This is a genomic window from Paenibacillus sp. FSL K6-1230 (assembly GCF_038002385.1).
GTDB classification, from domain to species: domain Bacteria; phylum Bacillota; class Bacilli; order Paenibacillales; family Paenibacillaceae; genus Paenibacillus; species Paenibacillus massiliensis.
The window spans coordinates 1,871,522-1,892,755 of the sequence record NZ_JBBOCK010000001.1 but is presented as its reverse complement, the minus strand read 5'-3'; the positions used below and the strand labels follow the sequence as shown (position 1 = coordinate 1,892,755).

The 21,234-nt window shown below is 47.2% G+C and carries 19 protein-coding genes; 9 read left to right on the top strand and 10 right to left on the bottom strand.

The genetic code is table 11. The features are described 5' to 3' along the window. Window positions 1–412: 412 nt before the first annotated feature. From MKX74_RS08370 to MKX74_RS08355, 4 genes are all read left to right on the top strand, one after another. Complete coding sequence (locus MKX74_RS08370; protein ID WP_341178055.1) at window positions 413–928, top strand: DedA family protein; 516 nt, start codon at window positions 413–415, stop codon at window positions 926–928. 49 nt (window positions 929–977) lie between these two features. Further along, window positions 978–1,544, top strand: a complete 567-nt coding sequence (locus MKX74_RS08365) for a class I SAM-dependent methyltransferase (RefSeq protein ID WP_341178054.1) — start codon at window positions 978–980, stop codon at window positions 1,542–1,544. Between the two features lie 47 nt (window positions 1,545–1,591). After that, window positions 1,592–2,272 carry a response regulator transcription factor gene (locus tag MKX74_RS08360; protein WP_341178053.1) on the top strand — a complete coding sequence of 227 codons (681 nt, stop codon included), beginning with the start codon at window positions 1,592–1,594 and terminating at the stop codon, window positions 2,270–2,272. Window positions 2,273–2,739: 467 nt separating this feature from the next. Next, on the top strand, window positions 2,740–3,180 hold the full coding sequence (locus MKX74_RS08355; protein ID WP_341178052.1) for a class I SAM-dependent methyltransferase: 441 nt from the start codon (window positions 2,740–2,742) through the stop codon (window positions 3,178–3,180). A 350-nt stretch (window positions 3,181–3,530) separates the two neighbouring features. Here the strand turns inward: MKX74_RS08355 and MKX74_RS08350 are convergent, their stop codons facing one another. The 6 genes from MKX74_RS08350 to MKX74_RS08325 all read right to left on the bottom strand — a co-directional run bounded on the left by MKX74_RS08350 (window position 3,531) and on the right by MKX74_RS08325 (window position 9,183). Next, window positions 3,531–4,568 (bottom strand): LLM class flavin-dependent oxidoreductase, encoded by a 1,038-nt coding sequence (locus tag MKX74_RS08350; RefSeq protein ID WP_341180538.1) that lies wholly within the window; start codon window positions 4,566–4,568, stop codon window positions 3,531–3,533. A 74-nt stretch (window positions 4,569–4,642) separates the two neighbouring features. Beyond that, window positions 4,643–5,092, bottom strand: coding sequence for a MarR family winged helix-turn-helix transcriptional regulator (locus tag MKX74_RS08345; protein ID WP_445667256.1), 450 nt, complete (start codon window positions 5,090–5,092; stop codon window positions 4,643–4,645). Between the two features lie 65 nt (window positions 5,093–5,157). Beyond that, entirely contained in the window at window positions 5,158–5,511 is a 354-nt protein-coding gene (locus MKX74_RS08340; RefSeq protein ID WP_341178050.1) for a DoxX family protein, read from the bottom strand. A gap of 332 nt (window positions 5,512–5,843) precedes the next feature. Continuing rightward, entirely contained in the window at window positions 5,844–8,624 is a 2,781-nt protein-coding gene (locus MKX74_RS08335; protein ID WP_341178049.1) for an adenosylcobalamin-dependent ribonucleoside-diphosphate reductase, read from the bottom strand. 235 nt (window positions 8,625–8,859) lie between these two features. Continuing rightward, a complete protein-coding gene (locus tag MKX74_RS08330) occupies window positions 8,860–9,000 on the bottom strand; it encodes a hypothetical protein (protein ID WP_341178048.1) in 141 nt (46 codons plus the stop codon). Window positions 9,001–9,048: 48 nt separating this feature from the next. Then, window positions 9,049–9,183: a hypothetical protein gene (locus MKX74_RS08325; RefSeq protein ID WP_341178047.1), complete on the bottom strand. Its 135-nt coding sequence runs from the start codon at window positions 9,181–9,183 to the stop codon at window positions 9,049–9,051. Between the two features lie 236 nt (window positions 9,184–9,419). On the opposite strand from MKX74_RS08325, the gene MKX74_RS08320 reads away from it, so the two are divergent. The 3 genes from MKX74_RS08320 (at window position 9,420) to MKX74_RS08310 (ending at window position 13,493) form a co-directional block, all read left to right on the top strand. Beyond that, window positions 9,420–11,162, top strand: coding sequence for a DEAD/DEAH box helicase (locus MKX74_RS08320; RefSeq protein ID WP_018885860.1), 1,743 nt, complete (start codon window positions 9,420–9,422; stop codon window positions 11,160–11,162). Next, the gene (locus MKX74_RS08315) at window positions 11,159–12,151 is read left to right on the top strand and encodes a YqhG family protein (RefSeq protein WP_341178046.1); all 993 of its coding nucleotides are present in this window, start codon (window positions 11,159–11,161) and stop codon (window positions 12,149–12,151) included. The genes MKX74_RS08320 and MKX74_RS08315 overlap by 4 nt, the downstream gene beginning before the upstream one ends. Window positions 12,152–12,404: 253 nt before the next feature. Beyond that, entirely contained in the window at window positions 12,405–13,493 is a 1,089-nt protein-coding gene (locus tag MKX74_RS08310) for a hypothetical protein (protein WP_341178045.1), read from the top strand. 438 nt (window positions 13,494–13,931) lie between these two features. Here the strand turns inward: MKX74_RS08310 and MKX74_RS08305 are convergent, their stop codons facing one another. After that, on the bottom strand, window positions 13,932–15,626 hold the full coding sequence (locus tag MKX74_RS08305; protein ID WP_341178044.1) for a methyl-accepting chemotaxis protein: 1,695 nt from the start codon (window positions 15,624–15,626) through the stop codon (window positions 13,932–13,934). A 345-nt stretch (window positions 15,627–15,971) separates the two neighbouring features. Continuing rightward, window positions 15,972–16,151 carry a YqzE family protein gene (locus MKX74_RS08300; RefSeq protein WP_018885864.1) on the bottom strand — a complete coding sequence of 60 codons (180 nt, stop codon included), beginning with the start codon at window positions 16,149–16,151 and terminating at the stop codon, window positions 15,972–15,974. Window positions 16,152–16,440: 289 nt separating this feature from the next. Here MKX74_RS08300 and MKX74_RS08295 point away from each other — a divergent pair, with 289 nt between their 5' ends. After that, entirely contained in the window at window positions 16,441–17,187 is a 747-nt protein-coding gene (locus MKX74_RS08295; RefSeq protein WP_341178043.1) for an N-acetylmuramoyl-L-alanine amidase family protein, read from the top strand. On the opposite strand, the gene MKX74_RS08290 is transcribed toward MKX74_RS08295, so the two are convergent. After that, complete coding sequence (locus tag MKX74_RS08290; protein WP_341178042.1) at window positions 17,162–18,244, bottom strand: divergent polysaccharide deacetylase family protein; 1,083 nt, start codon at window positions 18,242–18,244, stop codon at window positions 17,162–17,164. The two genes, MKX74_RS08295 and MKX74_RS08290, sit on opposite strands and share 26 nt — an antisense overlap. 234 nt (window positions 18,245–18,478) lie before the next feature. Here MKX74_RS08290 and MKX74_RS08285 point away from each other — a divergent pair, with 234 nt between their 5' ends. Then, window positions 18,479–19,666 carry an ROK family protein gene (locus MKX74_RS08285; RefSeq protein ID WP_341178041.1) on the top strand — a complete coding sequence of 396 codons (1,188 nt, stop codon included), beginning with the start codon at window positions 18,479–18,481 and terminating at the stop codon, window positions 19,664–19,666. A gap of 107 nt (window positions 19,667–19,773) precedes the next feature. On the opposite strand, the gene MKX74_RS08280 is transcribed toward MKX74_RS08285, so the two are convergent. Further along, window positions 19,774–21,159, bottom strand: coding sequence for a PTS transporter subunit EIIC (locus tag MKX74_RS08280; protein ID WP_018885868.1), 1,386 nt, complete (start codon window positions 21,157–21,159; stop codon window positions 19,774–19,776). Between the last annotated feature and the right edge of the window lie 75 nt (window positions 21,160–21,234).

The window sequence follows — 21,234 nt, the reverse complement described above, 5'->3', positions numbered from 1 at the left end:
CCACTGGAAATGAAATGCATGTCGGGCCGCTAGGAGAACCGCTCACGTATCCTTTCCAGAGGAACCGTCGCACTTGGCTAATAATCTGTCATACCGTCTCGTACATTTAATCCCCCCTTACTCTCTACTTCTCGAAGTTGGACAGAAAAAACAAGAGATTGTAGAATAATCCTATCAAGTTAAGGTTTGGAACTCTCACGTGCCAAAACAGCAAGAAGCTCATTCTATGTGAAGCACCTCCATTGTTCGATAACGTTCAACAATAGGAGGTGCTTTCTTCAATTTTTTACCATTCTATGCTGGCCTCTTTAGATTTTCTTTAGAATTTCTTTATATTTTCTTTAGAATTACCCTTCTTATTTCCTTAGTTTTTATCATTATTATAGCTTTATCAACACGAGGAGCTGAAATAATGATCAGTAACACGCTGATGGAGCTAATCCATCAATATAGCTATCTTTTCTTTTTTCTCGCCTTCTCCTTAGGCCCGTTTGGCGTTCCCATTCCTAATGAAGTGACCATTCTTAGTGGCGCGATCCTCAGCCATACAGGTGCTATTAATCATTGGTTAACATACTTCTGCATTCTGGCAGGATTGCTAACAGCGATTACGATCTCATATTGTGCTGGAAGATTGTTCGGACAGAGGCTAAAAAGAAGGCTGAATGACAATAATCACTATCAAAAAGCGGAGTTACTTCTTCAAAAAAAAGGCGATTGGGCCATGTGTATCGGCATGTTTATTCCTATTGTACGTTATTTCATGCCGCTATTAGTTGGACTGGGTGGCACACAATATAAAAAGTTCATTTTCCTTTCGTATTCGAGTGCTATTTTCTGGACTACCACTTATTTCATGTTAGGGACTTTGTTTGGTACCGCCATCTTGGATATGTTTGCTTCACTTTTTGAACACTTCAGTTCATAGACAAAAGCGTGTTGATCCTAACATACTGACTATAATGGAGGAATAACCGATGAAATCCAATGAGTATCTTTTATTTTTGCGAAGCTTTGTTCATAGCCCCAAGCATGTAGGAAGCATTATTCCAAGCTCTCGCTTTCTGGCTAAAGCCATGGTTAGACAAGCAGCTTGGCAGGAAGTCAAGGCAGTCGCCGAGCTTGGTTCCGGAACCGGTGCAATCACCCAATACATTCATGAACGTGCAGGTGAGGACACAAAAGTTTTCCTGTTTGAAATGAATACAACCATGAGAAATAATCTGCAAAAGAATTATCCAGACCTGAGTATCCATCCTAACGCAGCGGCCTTGGTAGAAACAATAAAACAGCAGAATATTGATCAGTTGGATTGCATTTTTAGCTGTCTTCCGTTCTTCAACTTTGAAAGTGATTTAAGAGAAACTCTGGTTGAACAAATTTACCAGGCTCTCAAGCCAGGAGGTATATTCGTCGCTTTTCAATATTCACTTCAAATGAAGAAGCAGCTCGCGGAGAAGTTTGTCATTGAGAAAATGGAATGGGTACCCCTCAATATTCCTCCTGCCTTCGTGTATGTATGTCGTAAGAAAGAAGACAATTAGAATAACCCTTTGATTCTCGAAGCATTCAGAAAGGAAGTTCAAAGCATATGAATACAATCCTGGTCGTCGACGATGATCCAGACATTCGAGACGTTATCCATATTTATATTCGCAACGAAGGTTATGCTGTAATCGAGGCTGCTGATGGCGAAGAAGCTCTGAATGTAATTAAAGCAAAGCCCATCCAGCTAGTTATCCTTGATGTTATGATGCCTGGAATGGATGGAATCACAGCCTGCCTTAAAATACGGGAAATATCCAATATGCCGATTATCATGCTGTCAGCCAAGGAAGAGGATATTGATAAGATTACAGGGCTGACAACAGGAGCAGACGATTACATGGTCAAGCCGTTCAATCCCCTTGAATTGCTCGCTCGCGTAAAAGCACAATTACGACGGCAATCCTTGATCGGACAAGAGGAATCCAAAAACCTTATCCTCATCAGAGATCTGGTCATAGATAAGAGCAAACATTCCGTAAGGATAAAAGGAAATGAACTTGCAATCACGCCAATGGAATTTGCTATTCTGCTTTTGCTTGCCAGTCATCCTGGACAGGTATTCAGCTCCGAACACATCTACGAAACTATATGGAAAGAATCCTATGGATTCTCCAACAATACAGTAATGGTCCACATTCGTAATCTGCGCGAAAAATTGGAGGAATCCCCGAGACATCCGCAATATATCAAAACAGTGTGGGGGGTCGGGTATAAAATGGAATGAACCACAACCCAAAATCTCCGAAAAAGAAAATTCAGGTCACATCTTAATTCGTATGGTGCTCAGTCTAATGATTACGGTCGTTATTAACAATTTACTCATCACTCTCTTTGTAGAAACGACTCGCATATGGGAGCAAGATTGGTTCGTGACTTTTTTCCATATCTAATATCTCCCTTGTTTTTAGGTACTTTTATTTTGGACTGGGCCTGTCCATCGCTAGAAATATTGTTGAATCGCATCAAGGCACCTTAACACTGAATCATGGTCATGGTGTATTTACGCTCCAACTGCGGTTGCCTTGTATGGAGTCATATACAACGGGGGATTATGAATTGAATATTTACGAATACCTGCTGTTCCTGAAAGGCTTTCTTAGCAATCCAACACGCGTAGGAGGAATTCTCCCAAGTTCTCGGTATCTGGCAACGAGGGTCGTTCAGTCTGTTCCGTGGGATGAGGTCAGGACTGTGGCAGAACTTGGCGCAGGTACAGGTGCTATCACGCGCTTCATCAGGGAACAAGTATCACCTTCCACAAAAGTATTGTTATTCGAGCGTGACAGAAACATGCGGGACTATCTGAAATCCCAGTTTCCTGGCTTTAGCTTCCACTCCAATGCTAGCTATTTGATAAAAAAAATGAATGAAGAACAGATCCATCAACTAGACTGCATCATATGCGGATTGCCCTTGTTTATTTTTTCGAATGACATGCGGGGCAAATTACTTCAGCAAATGATTGCAGCACTTAAGCCAGGAGGTATGATCGTCTCCTATCAGTACACCCCCTACATGAAAAAACGGTGGGCAAAGCACCTGGAGATCGAGAAGATTGAGTTCGTGCCATGCAATCTCCCTCCAGCTTTTGTGTATGTATGTCGCAAATCGCTGGACAAGGGTTCTAACTAAAAAATTGCTTTTGGTCATCCTTCGGATTACGTACATAACCAGATTACGACGTACATAAACACAAGAAAGACGTGAGTTCTTTACCCACGTCCTTCTTGTGTTCAATCCTATAGAGCAATGCCTACTCCGAACTATAATGTAAATCGGCTAACTTGTTTCTGCATATTTTTATAATGCAACACAATCAGGTATAATATTAACTCCGTATCTTATTTTATGGACATGTGGTTCTTTTTATGGTTAATCAATTCGCTTTAACGATAAAATAAAAGGGCCTCTTAATTAGCGACTCTAATGGGATCATGTTCTTGTCCCGACAGGCTTGAATTCGTGCTATAAATTCATACATGTCAAGTATTACGAAATGGCGCAAGTTCTTTCTTTACCATAGGCACTACTTTAGTTCCGAATAATTCAATCGTTTGCATCAGGTCGCGATGAGGCAAGGTGCTAATATCGATATGAAGCAGGAAACGCGTTAATCCCAAGTTTTTCTTCAGTAATACGATTTTTTCGGCAACGTACTCTGGATCTCCCAAATACAACGCGCCTTCCAAACTTCTTGCTGCTTCAAAAGATTGGCGTGTGTATTCCGCAAAACCTCGTTCACGTCCAATCACATTTATAAGATCCACGACAGCTGGGAAATACAAATTAGCGGCTTCTTCCGCATCCTCTTTAATGAAACCGTGCGAATGTACAGCGATCTTCAATTTACGATGGTCATGTCCTGCTTGTTTGGCGGCTTCTTTATATAAATTTATCAATGAAGCGAATCGTGCTGGAGATCCCCCAATGATGGCAAAACACACCGGCAATCCCAAAAGACCTGCTCGAATGGCCGAATTCGCGTTTCCTCCAGTACCAATCCACACTGGCAACGGATCCTGAACGGCACGGGGATAGACTCCTAAATCATGAATAGCTGTACGATGATTCCCGCTCCAGGTTACTTTTTCCGAAGAAACAATGTTGAGAAGCAAGTCCAGCTTCTCCTCAAATAACTCGTTATAATCATCCAGTGTATACCCAAACAAAGGAAAGGACTCAATAAATGATCCCCTGCCAGCCATAATCTCTGCTCGTCCGTTAGAGAGCCCGTCCAATGTTGCGAAATTTTGGTATACTCTAACCGGATCGTCGGAAGATAAGACCGATACTGCACTTGAAAGACGAATTCGATTCGTTTTGGCAGCAATGGCAGCTAAAATCGTTGTAGGTGCCGAACTTGCATATTCAACACGGTGATGCTCGCCAATAGCATAAACGTCTAATCCGACTTGTTCTGCTAATACCGCTTCATCCACGGCTTGCCGGAGTCTTTCCGCATGCGTTACGCCGCCCTGTCTTGGCTTAGCTTCAAGGAACGTGCTCAGTCCAAACTCCATAACATCAAATTGTTCGCTCACAAGTTCCCCTTCTTTCCATTCAATTAACCACGTACTATATTGTTTGCTGAAATTTATTCTTCTTGCATATTCTGAATCCCGAATCCGATTCTTTTAAGCAGATCAATGAGTTGTTTTTTTTCCTCATCGGAAATAAAAGAAAAGCTTCGGGATATCATTTCAACGTGTTTGGGAAAAATCTCGTCAAACAACTCTTTTCCTTGTTCTGTGAGGATGACATGAAATACCCTTTTGTCCTCAGGGTGTTGTTTCCTCTCCACAAGTCCCTTCTTTTCCAACTTATTAATCACATAAGTTATGCTTCCACTCGGGATGGATAGCCGCTCGCTAATTTGTTGTACTGTCTGTGGACCCTTGCTGTATAGCAATTCGAGCGTAATGAAGTTCTCAATGCTAATGTTGTTACTTTGAATATCTTTCTCAATGTTTTTGGCTGCTGCTCTGGTCGACTTCATCCACACTCGGAATAATCGCAAATCAAGATTACTTTGGTCGTCCATCAACTGACTCCTTCCGAAAAATAGGGTATGGAATACGATTCATTCAGAATCACAAACGAAATGCATACTTAAACTAATGAATCAAAATGAATGAGGAATACAACGAGTCCGAGAATAAGTAAGATGATGGGCATCATCATTTTGTTGACTGGATCTTTGACTTTCATATGCGTACCCACACCACCCAGCATCGTTATGACAATAAGAAGACTTCCCCATGCAGCTAACGAATCAATCCATATTCCCACAATCATGAGTATTGCCGCAATCACTTCAATGAAACCTGTAAAGTAGCGAAATGATCCCGAATATCCATAACGCTGGAATTCATCAACCATTTGTTTTGAACCAAACTTCATAAATCCAAACATCAGAAACCCTAATCCTAGCAAACCTTGAAGAACAACCGATAAAATATTCATTTTAAAATCTCCTTTATCCTAATTTTATAATAAATATATCATAATATTAGGATAATTATCTGTCAATATCATTTTTCTAGGTTTGCATGCGGTCAATCAGATGTGCCGATAGAACCATCCAATAATATTGTTTTACAATTAAATTTTTCCTAGGTATCTCTTTATTACATAAAGAAACGCGGTAGCATATTTAAAAGATGCTACCGCGTTAGAAATAAATACATTGATAATTGTAAACAAGAGTACATACAATTGCTGATTATCATTTTAAATGAAACATTTATCATTTAAAGTGAAAACAACTAACATATTATCTATTCTGAAAAACCACCTCAAGAACAGCGGCTATACCCGCAATTACTACACGTTTTGCACCCCTCTACATTCATAAGCGAAGCCGATCCGCAGGATGGACATAGATCTCTGGCGGCCGTCGCTGTAAGGCTTGCTGGGTAGGCACCTCTTTCCGTTGTACCATGCTTGCCAGCAGCATCAGTGGCATGACTATCCGCAGAATGGACGTGCTGTCCCGCGGAATTCGCCTTCAACTGTGCATGCTCCCCATTCGGAGTCTCTACGTCGAGCGTAGCAGCAATCGGAGCCACTTCCAGTCCATGTGCATCTATAGCGTTAGCTTGCACATGCGTCTCCAGTGCCTTGGCCACCGCATCGGCAATAGACTCTACGCGGTTCACACCGAAGCCAATGGCGCCGGAACCGCCAATGCCCTTCAGATGCTTCACTAGCAGCTCTACCTTCTGACCATGATCTCCATAACGCAAGAACAAGGAGCATACTCGGCCAAGCGCCTCAGCCATGGCGAATACATCCGAGCCTGCCTTACCGACATTCAGGAAGATTTCGGCAGGAATGCCGTTCAGATCATTAATCGTAATATATGCCATCCCGAACGGGGTATTGATCTTGTAGGTCGCTCCGCGTAGCACCTGTGGACGGCTCTTGTACTGCTTGTCCACGACCTTTCCTTGCGCACCAATGTTGGCTGAGGTAGCCGAGCCCGATAACGCAGTTGAAGCAGCCGCGCTATTATGTTCACTCGCTTCCGATGCTCCAGAGATGACAGTAGCATCTGCTTCACCAATAGTATTAGCCTGTGCCTCCTGTACTGCCTCAGCTCCAGGTGTCTCCTTCGCAGGGGCATCCTTGGTGTCTTCGTCCTTCTTGCCAGTCGACAGCACCTGCACATCCCGGCTTCCATCCCGGTAGATGGTTACCCCTTTGCAGCCCAGATCGAACGCCAGCTCATACAATCTCTTGGTCTCTTCTACGGTGAAGTCAGCCGGGCAATTGGCTGTCTTGGAGATCGAGCTATCTACCCAGCGCTGGATGGCTGCCTGAGCGCGGATATGATCCTCCGCAGACAGATCCATCGCGGTGATGAAGTAGTCCGGTAATGACTCACCCGGATGCGCATCCAGCCATTCCTGTGCAATCGGGACGAATTGCTCATCGAAGCCTAGACGGCTCTGACGGAAGTACTTGAATGCAAAATAAGGCTCAATTCCGGTGGACGTACCTACCATAGTGCCCGTGCTGCCCGTCGGTGCTTGCGTAATGACCGTTACATTGCGTATGCCCTTTTCCGTCACAGCCGCACGGATCTCAGGATAGATCTCCGTCATATTCTTCATGAAGCCGCTTTGCAGATATTTCTCTGCATCAAAGGCCTGGAAGGAACCTTTCTCTTCAGCAATATCAGCAGAGGCCAGATACGCCTCCCGCGCAATGAAGCCATACAGCTTGTCCAGGAACTCCAATGATTCGGGGCTACCGTAGCGGATCTTGAGCTTGATCATCAGCTCAGCCAAGCCCATCGTGCCAAGTCCTACACGACGCTCAAGCTTTTGGTTCTGTTCATTTTCCGGAAAATGATAGGGTGTCTTGTCAATGACGTTATCCAGAAAGCGTACCGAGTAGCGAGTCGTGGTTGCTAGATCCTCCCAGGCCACATCCTGCTGCTCCTCATCATAGAACTTGGACAGATTGATGGCTGAGAGGTTGCAAACTCCCCAAGCTGGAAGCCCCTGTTCGGCGCATGGATTAGTACAGATAATCGGATTGAAATACCAGCTGTTGGACATCTGATTGTAGTATTCCATGAATACGACCCCTGGCTCGGCGGACTTCCAAGCGGATTCGATGATGGTATGCCAGATTTCACGCGCCTTGACGGTGCGATATGGAATGACCTTACGCCCACTGGCCTTCCACTGCTCCAGATCACCATCCCATACCTCGTTATAATCAGGCTCGTTCGTATCAGGGAACGCCAGCTCCCAGTCCAGATCCTCCTTCACGGCCTTCATGAAGCTATTGCTGACACAGACCGAGAGATTGGCATTAGTAACTTGTCCCATAGTCTGCTTCACGGTAATGAAATCCAGCACATCCGGATGCCAGTCATTGATCATTAGCATCAAGGCACCACGGCGACTTCCACCTTGCTCAATCAATCCAGTCGTATAACTAAACAGACCACCCCAGGACACAGCTCCACTAGACGAGCCGTTCACACCTTTAACTACTGCTCGGCGAGGTCGCAGAGAAGACAGGTTAATCCCTACGCCACCACCACGGGCCATGATCTCAGTCATCTCGGACAAGGTCTGCATAATACCGCCACGGCTATCCTTAGGTGAAGGGATAACATAACAGTTGAACAGCGTCAGCTCATCGCTGGCCCCGGCGCCTGCGGCAATTCGACCTCCAGGTACCAGCTTCCAGTCATCCAGGATGGTGCGGAACTTGGTCTTCCATTCCTGCTGTAGCTCTGGCGTACTCTCTACAGAAGCCATGGCTCCAGCGAGACGATCCCACATTTCCTCTGGCGTCTTCTCGATGTTCAAGGTCAGCTTCTCCACATCGGATTCGACCAGTTGTCCCGTGCGTGTCTTCACAATAACCTTGCGGCCTTCGCGGCTGACAATCTCACCGACCTCCTTGGTCGGGAACTTAGGATCATCCTTCGTCAAGACCAGCACGACATCTCCGACCTTAGCGTGATTGGTATCGGCATCCTTCCATGCATAACGATCAAGGAAGATCTTCTCGCTAAGTCCGGTCAGGCGCTGGGAATGGTGAGTGGTAGTCAATGATAACAACCTCCTGTATAGAATTCAGATGATCTGTAAAATAAAAACTGACAATATGACAGCTCAAGCGTGCTTCTTCCAGGATAATTGAAGTTATACATTTTCAGCGGAGGTGACCATTCGATTATCGCAAGAAAGCATCAGCTAAACGTAGCCTGTCTTCTGTGAACAGTGTCGTTAGACGTTCCTTTATGTAATATCACAATATATTGTGTGCGAATCATATTATACTATACTATATATGGATTAAATCATTTCGATTTTGTGAATTTTCGTCTTCTTCCTCTATCTTATGACTGCTACCAATCTTTTTCAGACTCATTCTCTTTTTTTCTTTTTTTCTCCCGCCTGCATATTCATACTCATTCCTCTTCACGCTCTTCCTCATTTCCTACTCACCTTCTAATTACCTTCTGCTCATCCATCATTCAACCACTACTTCTCTGCTACGAATAACCAATGCTTTTCTATTGCCGTTACATTCGTTTCGTCTGGCTCCCGATCCATCTTCCTTGGAGCACATCGCTTCCTTGCATTTGACTCCATACTTTTCTTTCATCTGTGTACATGCCTTTCTTTCCTCTGTATACATCCTCACCATTCAACTATGTACACCCTTCTTTCATCGTTTCATTCTGATGGAATGACATACTTTAGGTTATGAATCTCCTGCCTAACGCCCATACTACAAATATACTCATATATCCGACTAGCGGCTATGTCATCGGGATCGACGCCCAGAGCCCGAACTGCCCGCCTAGTTCGAAAAAGTGACAGCAGAGGGAGGGATGGTTCGTGAATCCGCATCATTCGTCGACAACACAGGATGTCCCCCAGCTGCCGGTACCGGTACAATTCGACCGTGACTGGGCAGAAGAGCTGGATCAGCGTGTTCGCAAAGGAGGACCTTGGGGAGACTGGGATTTGTTCAGGCTTACCATGCAGGCCGAGCAAGCAAATCTGATTCCGAGCTTCGATGAGCTGCAATGCTTGAAGCACCTTCAGGACCTGACCCCGCTCCCCCATCAGTTGGATACAGCCCGCAAAGTTCTGTTCAATATGTCCGGGCGCGCGATTCTGGCTGATGAGGTAGGACTCGGCAAAACGATAGAAGCTGGCATGATTCTAAAGGAATATATGCTTCGCGGCCTGGCTTCCAAAATATTGATTCTCGTCCCCGCCTCACTTGTCCTGCAGTGGGTACGGGAGCTGAACAGTAAGTTTGGTATTACTGCAGTTGCCCAGAAGAAAGCCCATACCTGGTATTCCGATGTGGTTGTGGCTTCCATCGACACAGCCAAGCGCGAGCCCCATCGCGATATACTGCTCGATACCGATTATGATCTGGTCATTATTGATGAAGCCCATAAGCTGAAGAACAAGAAGACCACCAACTACCAGTTCATCACCAAGCTGCGCAAAAAGTACTGCCTGCTATTGACGGCGACACCGGTCCAAAACGATCTGTCAGAGCTGTTTAACCTGATCACCCTACTGAAGCCAGGACAGTTGGGGCGTCAGGGGGATTTTGCAGCCAACTTTGTCGTCGACAAGCGTGTACCGAAGAATGAGGACCAGCTCAAGGAGGAGCTGTCCAAGGTCATGATCCGCAACAGACGTGGTGAGGGGCCCGTCCAATTCACCAAGCGTAATGTATCCAATATCAATCTTCAGCTCTCAGCGGATGAACGTGCGCTCTATGAAGGTGTGACCTCCTTTGTGAAGGATCAATACGAGGCATCTGGCGGCAGTCTCAGCAGCATGCTATCCATGGTGACCCTGCAGCGCGAGGTATGCAGTAGCCGGGACGCCGTGTTCGTAACACTGGTGAATCTGGCGAAGAAGCTGGCACCAGATTCGCCGGTTCGCGATCGGATCTGGGAGCTCGTCGCCGCCATCAAAGCGATTAAAGCCAATACCAAAGCCGAGAAAACAATGGAGCTTGTACGGAACATGAACGAGAAGGTCATTGTCTTTACGGAGTACAGGGCCACACAGGAATACCTTCTGAATTACTTCCGTGAACGTGGCCTGACAGCTGTCCCTTATCGTGGCGGGATGAACCGGGGACGCAAGGACTGGATGATGGATCTGTTCCGGGGCAAGGTGCAGGTGATGATTGCAACAGAAGCCGGCGGCGAGGGCATCAATCTGCAATTTTGTCATCACATGATTAACTTCGATCTTCCATGGAATCCCATGCGTGTAGAGCAGCGGATCGGGAGAGTGCACCGGCTGGGTCAGCAGAATGACGTCCAAATCTATAACCTGTCTACGCAAGGCACCATTGAGGAGCATATCTTGAACCTGCTGCACGAGAAGATCAACATGTTCGAGATGGTCATCGGCGGCCTGGACGTTATTCTGGAGCGTTATGAGCAGCAGGAGAACATAGAGAAAAGTCTATTCAAAATTATGCTGGAATCGAAATCGGATGAGGAGATTCGTAGTAAGGTGCATACACTTGGTCATTCCTTGGAATCCATCCGTCAGGAGTTGGGCACACAGGAAAGGACTCAGGGAGGAGCCCATTCATGAGTATGAGTACCGAGCAAGTACAGCAATTCGTTATGACCTATCTGGAGGCGACTGGAAGCACCATCATTGAGAAATCACCCTGCCATGTGACGGTCAAGCTGTCACCAGAAGCGGATAAAGCCCTAACGAACCGCCCTTACTATTGGGGCTATGTTGAACGGACGGGGGTTCCGGCTGAGACGATGTCATTCACCTTCGTATTTGACAAAGCTACCTACGATGAGGATCTGGCGGCTAAAGAAGCATTTAAACATTCGGGCAAGCTCGGCATCCCGGGCGGCACCAGCAACCCAACCCAAATGAACGGTAATTCTGGCGAGGACAACTCAAATAACTCACTCCTCTCCAGGTATATGGGGGCGCTTCCCCCTATGCCACAGCTGGGTCCTAATCGAATTCTGCGTGAGGATGTCATCTATGGCAGCCGCAGACTGCAGCAGATCTTCGCAGCTGCCAAGGACGGGGGGCGATATGTGAATCTCTTCGAGCTTCCGCTCCAGCGACAGCTCAATGCGCGTACTCCCGTTATGTATGAGAGCTGGCTTGGTGCATGCTTCAAGGTCGAATTCACCTGCGATCTCAAGCGGGAGGAGCTGCATTTTCTCGGCATCTCCCTACGTAGCGGACAGATCCAGCAGGATTTCGGTAAATTGCTGAACCGCAAGCAGTTAAGTCCACAGATGGCTGGCAACATGCATGTGCAGACAGCCAAGCTGAGTATACAGGAAGCGACTCGTGCCCTGGAGCAGCATGTGCTGCGCCAGATTCAGCATCGTGACTATTCCTGGGCTGATCAAGCCAGAGAACGGCTTGCCGAGGAGCTGAGCGTCGTGGATCTATATTACGAGGATCTGCTGAAAGGACAGGATGAAGAGCGTCAGAGCGCCATACGTGAACAGTTTCAGGCTCGCAGAGAGGAGATGCAATGGCAGTACGAGCCTAAGGTCGTGGTATCTGTCATGAATTGCGGTCTCTTTCATCTAAGATAACGACGATTACCTCCTCGCTGCACAAAAGCTGCACAAAATCTGGTCAAGGCTACTCACGATTCGCCTATATATGCTATAAGCTGGGGACTATCATCTTCCAAAAAGAGGAATATCGACAGCGGACTGCGGCATATCCTGCTAGAGAGACACCGACAGGTTGCGGCAGTCTTTTTGGCAGGATCATATTATGCTAGACGTGTAGGGACAAGCACTCTTGTTCGATACCTGTCCTGCAGAAGAGGTGAGGGAACGTATGAACCATTCAGCATTTCGTAAAAGCGTGGGCATTCTGACAGCCGCATTGATCGGCCTGTCCTTGCTCCATCCGATGTCTTCGATGATCAATAAGGCTGCAGCTGACTCCGCAGCAGAGCTTCAAGGCTCTGCTATACAAGATATACAGCCTGTTATCTCGGCTCCCCCTACTATAAAAGCTCCAGATACAGGGGTATATCAAGCTGCACCAAGCATCGTCATGCGCGCTGCTGAAGCCGCAGTACGTACGCTTGGGAAGCAGGCTGACTTCGAGGATTGGGCTGCGGGGCAGCTTCAATTCTACCCACTGGGGCCTGGTACACATAGCTGGCTCGTACACGTGAATCAGAAGAATAGAGTGATTGGTTACATGATTTTCACCCAGCAGCAGGATGGCACATACCTACTGAACGAATATGGCGCAGGGGACCAGATTCCCTACAGTATGAATACGCTGGAGCATGCTCTGGAGCGGATCGCCATTGCTGAGCCTGAGCGCGGCATTGCTCCCAGAGAGCAATCCGCCATTCAAGCCTACTATACGGCTCCCATGACAGCCTATTGGGCAGTCCGCTCCGGTAGCCATGACGAGCTTCTCTATATAGATGCCTTCACTGGGGAGGAGCTGCCCTTGAAGGCCAATGAGCTTTCTCCAGCTTCAAAGGTAGGGCCTGAGAGCAGGGCTGCTTCAATGGAATTGGCTAGTCCTCTGACCGATGCTGCCGATGCAGCGCTCTCTACCGCTACAGCAGATTTATCCCCTTATGAGCATCTGGGCTGGCTGACCTCCAAGCCTCTGCCAATCCGTAACCATCAGCAGCTGGAGCAAGCATTAGCCTCTTCTCCACTGGTCTATAGTGCTACAGGGGCAAACTACGCTTATGGCGGACCACTTACCTTGAGCGGCTTGCAGCGCTGGAAGACTGTACCTGCGCCAGACGCACACACAGCTACATATGTTCGGGTGACCGGTAGCAGTGAGGCTATACGCTATGTACCAGCTTCGCGACTACTGGAGGCAGGCAGCTTTTATACGTTTACAGGTCAGCTTACAGGACAAGCTACAGGGCTATCTGCAGGCCAATAAAAACCCAAAAGAGCAATAAATCAACAGATCAACAGATCCACAGATCCACAGATCCACAGATCCACAAGATAATTCTCAGACATTTTTTTCTGAGCTGCACTACAAAAAGCCTAGCACCTTCACCTATATAGCTCAACTCATCACGTCCGTCCTGATACTGCAATAATTCCAGTTTCAAGCTTAAGAACTGTACACAAAAAAGGCTGCTAGCGGATCGTCACCGATCATCTAGTAGCCTTTGGGTCGTTATTTAGAATATTCTACACTATTTGGCCTTACCTGCAACAAATTAAGGATGGAGACATCCTACATAACTTAGAGCAGGTTTGGCTAGAAAAAAGTTATGCACCTATGGAATAACTTATAATATCAGCACGTTATCAAGATATTTGTATGACTCAGGATGCTTATATGCGTCGTTAAATAAGCCTGTTATGTTTACACCTTGAAACGATTGATGGCCTGCTGCAGCTCCTCTGCCATGCTCGCCAGATCTGTGGACGCTGCGGAGATCTGCTCCATCGCCGACAGCTGCTCTTCCGCCGTAGCGCTCACCTCTTCGGTGCCAGCCGCCGCACTTTCAGTAACCTCAGTAATCGTCTTCATGTTCGCATTAATTTGTTCCAATCCAGAAGACATGGTATCAACAGCGCTGTAGACTTCCTGCGTCTTCAATGCAGAGCTGCTGACAGCCTCACGGATTTCTTCAAAGGCTTCGCCGGATTTATTCACAAGAAGAATACCTTCCTGAACCTCCGCTGTTACCTCACTCATGGATTTCGAGGCATGCTCCATACCTTTATCAATGGCCGCCACGAGCTTCACAATCTCTTCCGCCGAACGGGCGGATTGATCAGAGAGCTTGCGGACCTCTGATGCAACAACCTGGAAGCCCCTTCCATGCTCACCTGCTCTTGCCGCTTCGATCGCAGCATTGAGAGACAAGAGATTCGTCTGTGCTGAAATTTCCGAAATGCTCGTAACCATTTGACCAATCGCCTGGGAGTGAGTACTAAGTTCATCAATGACGGAAGCCAGACCATTGACTGTCTGATGGATGGATTGCATCTGCTCCACAGCCGATTGTACGGACGCTGCACCTGACACAGTCATCGTCGAAGCGCCTGCGGCCTGCTCTGTCATACTTTGGGTATTGTCTTTAATCTGCTGGAAGCCTACCGATAATTGATTCACAGACTGGAAGCTCTCATTAACCATATGTACCTGCGTATCCATACCAGAGGCGATACTATCCATGGTTGTTGCAACCTGCTCTGTAGCTGCTGACGTCTGCTGCGTGCTCGCTGTCAGCTCCTCAGAGGAGGCTGCCACCATTGAAGCGTTGCTAGCTACCTGATGAACCAGACTGCGCAGGTTATCTGTCATAGCATTGAAGGCCTTGGCCAGCTCACCTGTCTCATCCTGATTGCGAACGACAACAGCTTCACCTGTCAGATCCCCCTCGGCAATGCGGGTAGCTGCCTTGGATACTGCGATAATCGGTCTGGAAATGAGTCTGCCGATCAGCAATGCAATACCTGTACCAAGAAGAACAGCTACGATACCAATAATCAGAATGTTCCGAAGAACGGTACTAATTGTAGTATTCGAGTCTACGATTGCTTTATCCAGCGCCTTCTGCTGGAAGTCTTCCATAGCGGTGATTGTGTTCAAAAAATCAGTAATCAGCTCGGGACCTCTAGTCTGTAGCTGAGCCCTAATCTCATCGGTGTTGTCCTGCTTACTGAGTGCAATGATCTCCTGACCGAAGCTGTAATAATCCGCACCTACCTGATCAGCATGGCCAAGAAGGTCAATCATGTCTTGTTCTTTGATTGTTTTCCGAAGTTCTGCACTGATCGTCTGATACTCTTTGTAAAGCGTGTTGAACTGCTGTTCTCCTTCCTCGTTCGCTCCGATCACATAGGTTCGAATCGTAACCTGCTGAGTCTTGGAATTAATCATCATGTCCTTGATTTGTAGTAACTTGGTTGTACGGTTCTCTACAACCTCAGTAAATGTCTGCTTCAGAGAAAGAAATTGAGTATAAGAAATTGCTACAACAGCAGCCAACAGCACGAGCACACTTAGAAAACCTAATAATAATTTACGACTAATAGATAGGCCCTTCACGTGTCATAACCCCCCAAAAAAATGTATGTACATCTCTCTTCAGTCTATAAATCAGGTCTTTTTTCTTAAAATGATTGAATTTATAGACAAATGAATAGTCTTATAGACCTACCCCCTTTCCTTTATAAGCATATATCGACTAAATGTCATTTATTTTAAAGAGCAATCCTTAAATCACATGTAAAGGGATACAAACTATGCTCGAAGGCTAGACCACCAAGTAATCGTCAGCACAAAAAACCTCCCCCTTCCACGAATTACCGAGACGTGAAAAGAAGAGGCTTTATGAACCTGGCTTCATAAACCTGGCTTCATGAACCTTTTGGCTGTTATCAAAGGGAACTGTCATTCCCTTCTGCGTGCCGAACGTAGCCACATGTGTATGGAGAAGGGCAGCATGCCGAACCAGCGAGTCCGCCACTGCTCCCTGCCATGTCTGCGCTCGCGCCGCTCTGAACGTGGGGTGCTCATGTATTGCACAACCTGCTCCGTAATGTATTTGACCAGATCGCTACTGGAAGCCATGATTATTCCTCCTTCATGTGCTTAGATGCTTAGTATGAATCTCTGTCCTGTGTAAAAGGACCCTATCTATAGCATGTACAGGAAGGCACACATGTAAACGTAATTAAGACCCATCCAGACTTCAATCCATAATAACGGGGCCATTCCTACCCCTATATGGAAATGAAAATTGTGTTTTAGCTGCATGATCGTTGGCATGATGGGCTGCCACAAGACCACTGCGTATATTATCCTCTGTGCTACACATCCTAATGGCAAATACGTCCATCTTTCAGGAGGATCACCCAAGATGCCCACATTTCTGATGAAATCAGTTATCGGTGCACTGATGTTCACACTGCTCCCTTCACTGACAGGCAGCAGCTTCACAGGATCGACAGCTTTACGCGTTGATGCTTCTTCCACCCCTCTCCCGCAAGAAATAACACAAGAGGACGGGCCACACCACCCGATCTTCACAAGTCCAGTCATTATCATTGATGCCGGTCATGGAGGAATTGACGGGGGAACCAGCCATCATGGTGTGCTGGAGAAGGAGATTAATCTGAACATTGCACGTAAGCTGTATCTTTTATTACGCAGTAGCGGATATGCAGCCGTATTGAACCGGGACGGGGACTATGCCCTCAGTGAGCACAATCACTGGTTGAAATCCTCCAGACACCGCAAGGATCTCGCTCAGCGCAAGAGCTTGACGGAGGAGCTGCCCACCGTTCTGGTCGTCAGTCTACATGCCAACTGGAGCAAGCGTTCGGATCGTCAGGGCCCTATCGTTCTATATCAGCATGAAGGACACAGCTACCTATTGGCTGATTGTATCCAGCAGGCCTTGAATCAGCTGCATGGAACCTCACGGCTTTCTGTGAGCGGCAAAGCCTTCTATTTACTCAATCACATCAAACAGCCTGCCGTGATCGTAGAGACGGGATTCATAAGCAACGAACAGGATCGACGCCTACTTCAATCGACGGCAGGTCAGAAGGCTATTGCCGATTCCATCGCGGATGGCATTACTCATTATTTGTCGGCATGGTAGGATCCGGTCTCCAATGCCATACATCGCTGATCAAGGAGCTCAGTCCCACAATGTCGGCTTGCTGCTGAAGCTTGGGGAGCGAAGAACGGATAGCTGCTGACGTATGCAGACCCGATATCCCAACATGTCCAATCGTGACACAGGTGTCATGCTCCCGGAACCAGTCTGATACAACGTTCATCTGCGAGAAGATATGGTTACGATCATACTTGTGATCGAGGAAAATATCGTTACGAACAGGCGGCAGGCCCTTCGTAGCAGCAAGCTCGGGAACAACGGATCTGTAGTTAGTACGGCTATCCACAAAAAACATTCCACGCTCCTTGCATACATCCAGCACGATGGACATGATACGCTTGTCCGATGTGATTTTTGAGCCCATATGGTTATTCATCCCTACAGCGAAGGGGACGTCCGCGATGGCCTTCTGCACACGCTCACGTACCTCTGCATCAGTCAGTCCTGAGGTAATGGCCCCTGGTCCCAACCACTCGGGCCTTCCTTTGTTGGGCTCCATCGGAAGATGTACAATGACCTCATGGCCTCTACGATGGGCATCGGTAGCATCACGCTTGGTCGTAGGAAGAAAGGGCATGACCGCAACCGTGATTGGAACAGGTAGATCAAGCATCTCCTTTGTCCCTTTCATGTCGTTGCCGAAATCATCAATAATGATAGCCCATTTCTTGCGCTTAGAGGCTGGAGGAGAAGGCGATGTTGTATCTTCTGTTACAGTATTGGCTACATAAGACCACTGTCTCTGAGCCTTAAGCTCCTTCGCAGCATGAATATCGGCAATTCCTCCCTCTACCTGCCCTCCACTTGCATAAGTACTGGCTGTGTGCGGCATTAACGTACATACAAGCAGCATGGAGATGAACAAGAGCCCCCATCGAGCCTTGCTTTCTAGGGTTATTCTTAGTAGGCTCTTGCTCTTCAGATACTTATAACTCAGGGATTTACCTTCATGGAGCTTGCTACTCAGATACTTACCACTCAGGAGCTTGCTACTCAGAAAATGGCTAGTATGTCTTGACTGCCTCTGATCCTTTTTCATTGCATTTTCCTCCTAGTTACATAATCCCAAGTAATCCATCTACCGTACTTTTCAGCCAAATGTTCTAATACTGCGAACACCTTCTTAGACATGTGCCTTCATTGTGTGAGGAACGGGCAGGAAATATGTACGAATTGCTCACTCATTCCCATTGACTTTACTGGAAAAAAACCAACTTTCTCGCTATACTGAAATATATCCCGACCTAATAGCTTGGAAATGGAGGCTTTATATATGCTTACTCGCTCCAAACTTTCCATCCAGAAAGAAATCTACAATCGTATCTCCTACATGGGAACGGCCTCCAAGGCCGACCTGATGCAATATTTTCCGCTGACCAGCAGCAGCATGACCCGTACACTCGACGACATGACCACGTCAGGAAAAATTATCATCTCCGGGCTTGGCAACTCGACCGGCGGACGCAAACCGATTCTATTCCAGACCAATCCTACATACCGTTATCTGTTCGGCCTGGAAATCTCGCGAATCAAGTCCTCCCTGGGCCTGTATGATATGCATCTGAACCGCCTCGCTTCTGTGCGCTGGATCATGGATGCCGAGATGACACCCGAGCGTCTGGTTGATCTGGTGTCCGAGGAGGCTCAGCGCTTCATGTCGGAGTATCGAATTCAGCCTCAGGATGTGCTAGGCATCGGCATTGGAGCCGTTGGACCACTTGATGCACGCAAAGGAGTCATATTAAAGCCTGAATTATTCCCATCTGCAGCGTGGGTACAGGTTCCGATCTGCGACATGCTTCAAGAGCGGCTGAATATACCAGCCATTCTGGACAATGGCTCCAATACTGCATTGATGGGCGAGCACTGGGCTCTGCATAATGAGGATCTGAAGCATATGCTCTATGTTCATGCGGGGGCTAGCATCCGTTCAGCAATGATGTCAGGAGGTTCTATTGTCCGAGGAGCCGTCGATACGGAAAGTGCAATCGGTCAAATGGTGATTCAGGCGGATGGTCCAAGATTGCGTGAAGGAGGAAATTACGGAGCGCTCGAAGCCTATGTATCTGTTCCTGCATTAGAGCATCGCGTTCGCTCGCAGCTCAAGCTTGGTCGTCCCAGCCTCTTGAGCGGTCTACCCCTGGGGGATATTCATTTCTCCTCCTTGATCGAAGCCCTGGAGCAGGAGGATACGCTCGTCAAATCCCAATTCGCCGAAACGGCTGCCTATCTGGGAATTGGCCTTGCCAATCTCATCAACACCTTGCACCCGGAGTATGTCATTCTGGGCGGAGCACTCATTAATGCTCATTCTTTGGTCTATGAGACAGCTATCGAGGTAGCCAAATGCAACCTGTACCACTACCCTGAATATAGTCCGCATTTCTCCCAAGGCCAGCTGCTGGACGAGGCTGTGGCTACGGGTGCCGCTGCTATGCTATTACATGAATGGGAAGGCTAAGGCGATCGCTTTTCGCTGAAAACTTATAAATTCTATTATCTACAAGAAAAAGAGAGCAGTGCTTCTCCACCTACAAGAGAAGCACTGCTCTGTTAACTTTTAGAGTATTAAATTACCGGATTCGATTGCTTGGCCACTTCAGCTTTGCTAAGCAGCAAATAGCTGATCGTGAAGGACAATACGATGGCAATAATCATGCCTGAAATTGCATACACGAAGTAAGGTCCGATATAGGCAGGAATACTGAAAATACTCGATAATACGTAGCCATACAGCCTAACGCCGAAGAAGCTGATGAAGGCCGATGCCACAGAGCTCGCAATAATCGCCGCGAGGAAGGCCTTCTTGAAGCGGGCCAGGACGCCGAACAGCGCTGGCTCGGTAATACCCAGCAGCCCAGAGATTGACGCAGACACGATAATTGATTTCTCCTTGGCAGTGGTGCTCTTGAAATAGACTGCGAAGGTAGCACCTACAATCGAGAAGTTCGCCATACACATCATTGGCATCAGCATATCCCACCCTTGGGTGGCGAAGTTATGCAATGCGATCGGTGTCATGGCATGGTGCATCCCCGTAAATACAGCGAGCGGACGAATCGCCCCTACTACGACCCCTGCAAATACAGACGAAATATCAAACAATCCCTGGATCATCCAAGCTAGGCCATAGCCCAAATAAATCCCGATCGGACCGATCACAGCAAGAGCCAGCAGACCAGAAATGAACAGCGTAAGTGTAGGTGCGACTACAGTCCTCAGCACTTCTGGAACAACCTTGCTTACGTACTTCTGGATATGGCTCATCGCCCATACAGCAAAAATTATCGGAATAACGGTTCCGGTGTAATTAAATACAGGAATCGGTATAAAGCCTAGGAATGCAAAGGATGAAATTTCCCCAGCCTTAGCTGCATCAACCATGGTTGGGAACATAATGGTGGCTGCAATGGCAACCGCCAAATACTCATTAGTCTTGAAGATTTTGGCTGCCGATACTGCCAGGAAGAATGGCAGGAAGGTGAACACACCGCTCGCTATCATATTAATAATCTGCACCGTCGGACTCTGATCCGAAATATAACCAAGTGCAAGCAACCCGGACAGCAATCCCTTGATCATCCCCGCGCCAGCAATGGCAGGAACGATCGGTCCAAATACACCCGATACAATGTTCATGAATAACGTGACCAGGCCTGTCTTTTTCTCTGGCTGTGAGTCCTTAGACTCTTCCTGATCTGCGTCCCCGATCTTCAGCTCCTTAGCGAGTGCATTGTAATATTCTGTGACTTTGGGACCAAGGATGACCTGAAATTGATCCTGGTTGAATTGTGCACCAAGCACCGCTTCGAGACCCTTGATCTTCTCGACATCCACCTTGCTTTTATCCTTTAGATCAAATCGGAGTCTGGTCATGCAATGCCAAGCGTTGTCAATATTCTGCTCCCCACCGACGCCAGAAATGATCTCCTGTACCGTCTTCAATGTACTCATCGAAAATTCTCCTGTCTGTTGAAAATTGAGTTTTGGTTCCGTTTACACACTGAATGGTATCACAAAGATCACGCG

Bases quoted from the DNA above. Each gene is read 5' to 3' on its own strand.
- MKX74_RS08370 (WP_341178055.1), top strand. From the start codon at position 413: ATGATCAGTAACACGCTGATGGAGCTAATCCATCAATATAGCTATCTT.
- MKX74_RS08365 (WP_341178054.1), top strand. From the start codon at position 978: ATGAAATCCAATGAGTATCTTTTATTTTTGCGAAGCTTTGTTCATAGC.
- MKX74_RS08360 (WP_341178053.1), top strand. From the start codon at position 1,592: ATGAATACAATCCTGGTCGTCGACGATGATCCAGACATTCGAGACGTT.
- MKX74_RS08350 (WP_341180538.1), bottom strand. From the start codon at position 4,568: ATGGAGTTTGGACTGAGCACGTTCCTTGAAGCTAAGCCAAGACAGGGC.
- MKX74_RS08340 (WP_341178050.1), bottom strand. From the start codon at position 5,511: ATGAATATTTTATCGGTTGTTCTTCAAGGTTTGCTAGGATTAGGGTTT.
- MKX74_RS08325 (WP_341178047.1), bottom strand. From the start codon at position 9,183: ATGAAAGAAAAGTATGGAGTCAAATGCAAGGAAGCGATGTGCTCCAAG.
- MKX74_RS08315 (WP_341178046.1), top strand. From the start codon at position 11,159: ATGAGTATGAGTACCGAGCAAGTACAGCAATTCGTTATGACCTATCTG.
- MKX74_RS08310 (WP_341178045.1), top strand. From the start codon at position 12,405: ATGAACCATTCAGCATTTCGTAAAAGCGTGGGCATTCTGACAGCCGCA.
- MKX74_RS08300 (WP_018885864.1), bottom strand. From the start codon at position 16,151: ATGGCTTCCAGTAGCGATCTGGTCAAATACATTACGGAGCAGGTTGTG.
- MKX74_RS08295 (WP_341178043.1), top strand. From the start codon at position 16,441: ATGCCCACATTTCTGATGAAATCAGTTATCGGTGCACTGATGTTCACA.
- MKX74_RS08290 (WP_341178042.1), bottom strand. From the start codon at position 18,244: ATGAAAAAGGATCAGAGGCAGTCAAGACATACTAGCCATTTTCTGAGT.
- MKX74_RS08285 (WP_341178041.1), top strand. From the start codon at position 18,479: ATGCTTACTCGCTCCAAACTTTCCATCCAGAAAGAAATCTACAATCGT.
- MKX74_RS08280 (WP_018885868.1), bottom strand. From the start codon at position 21,159: ATGAGTACATTGAAGACGGTACAGGAGATCATTTCTGGCGTCGGTGGG.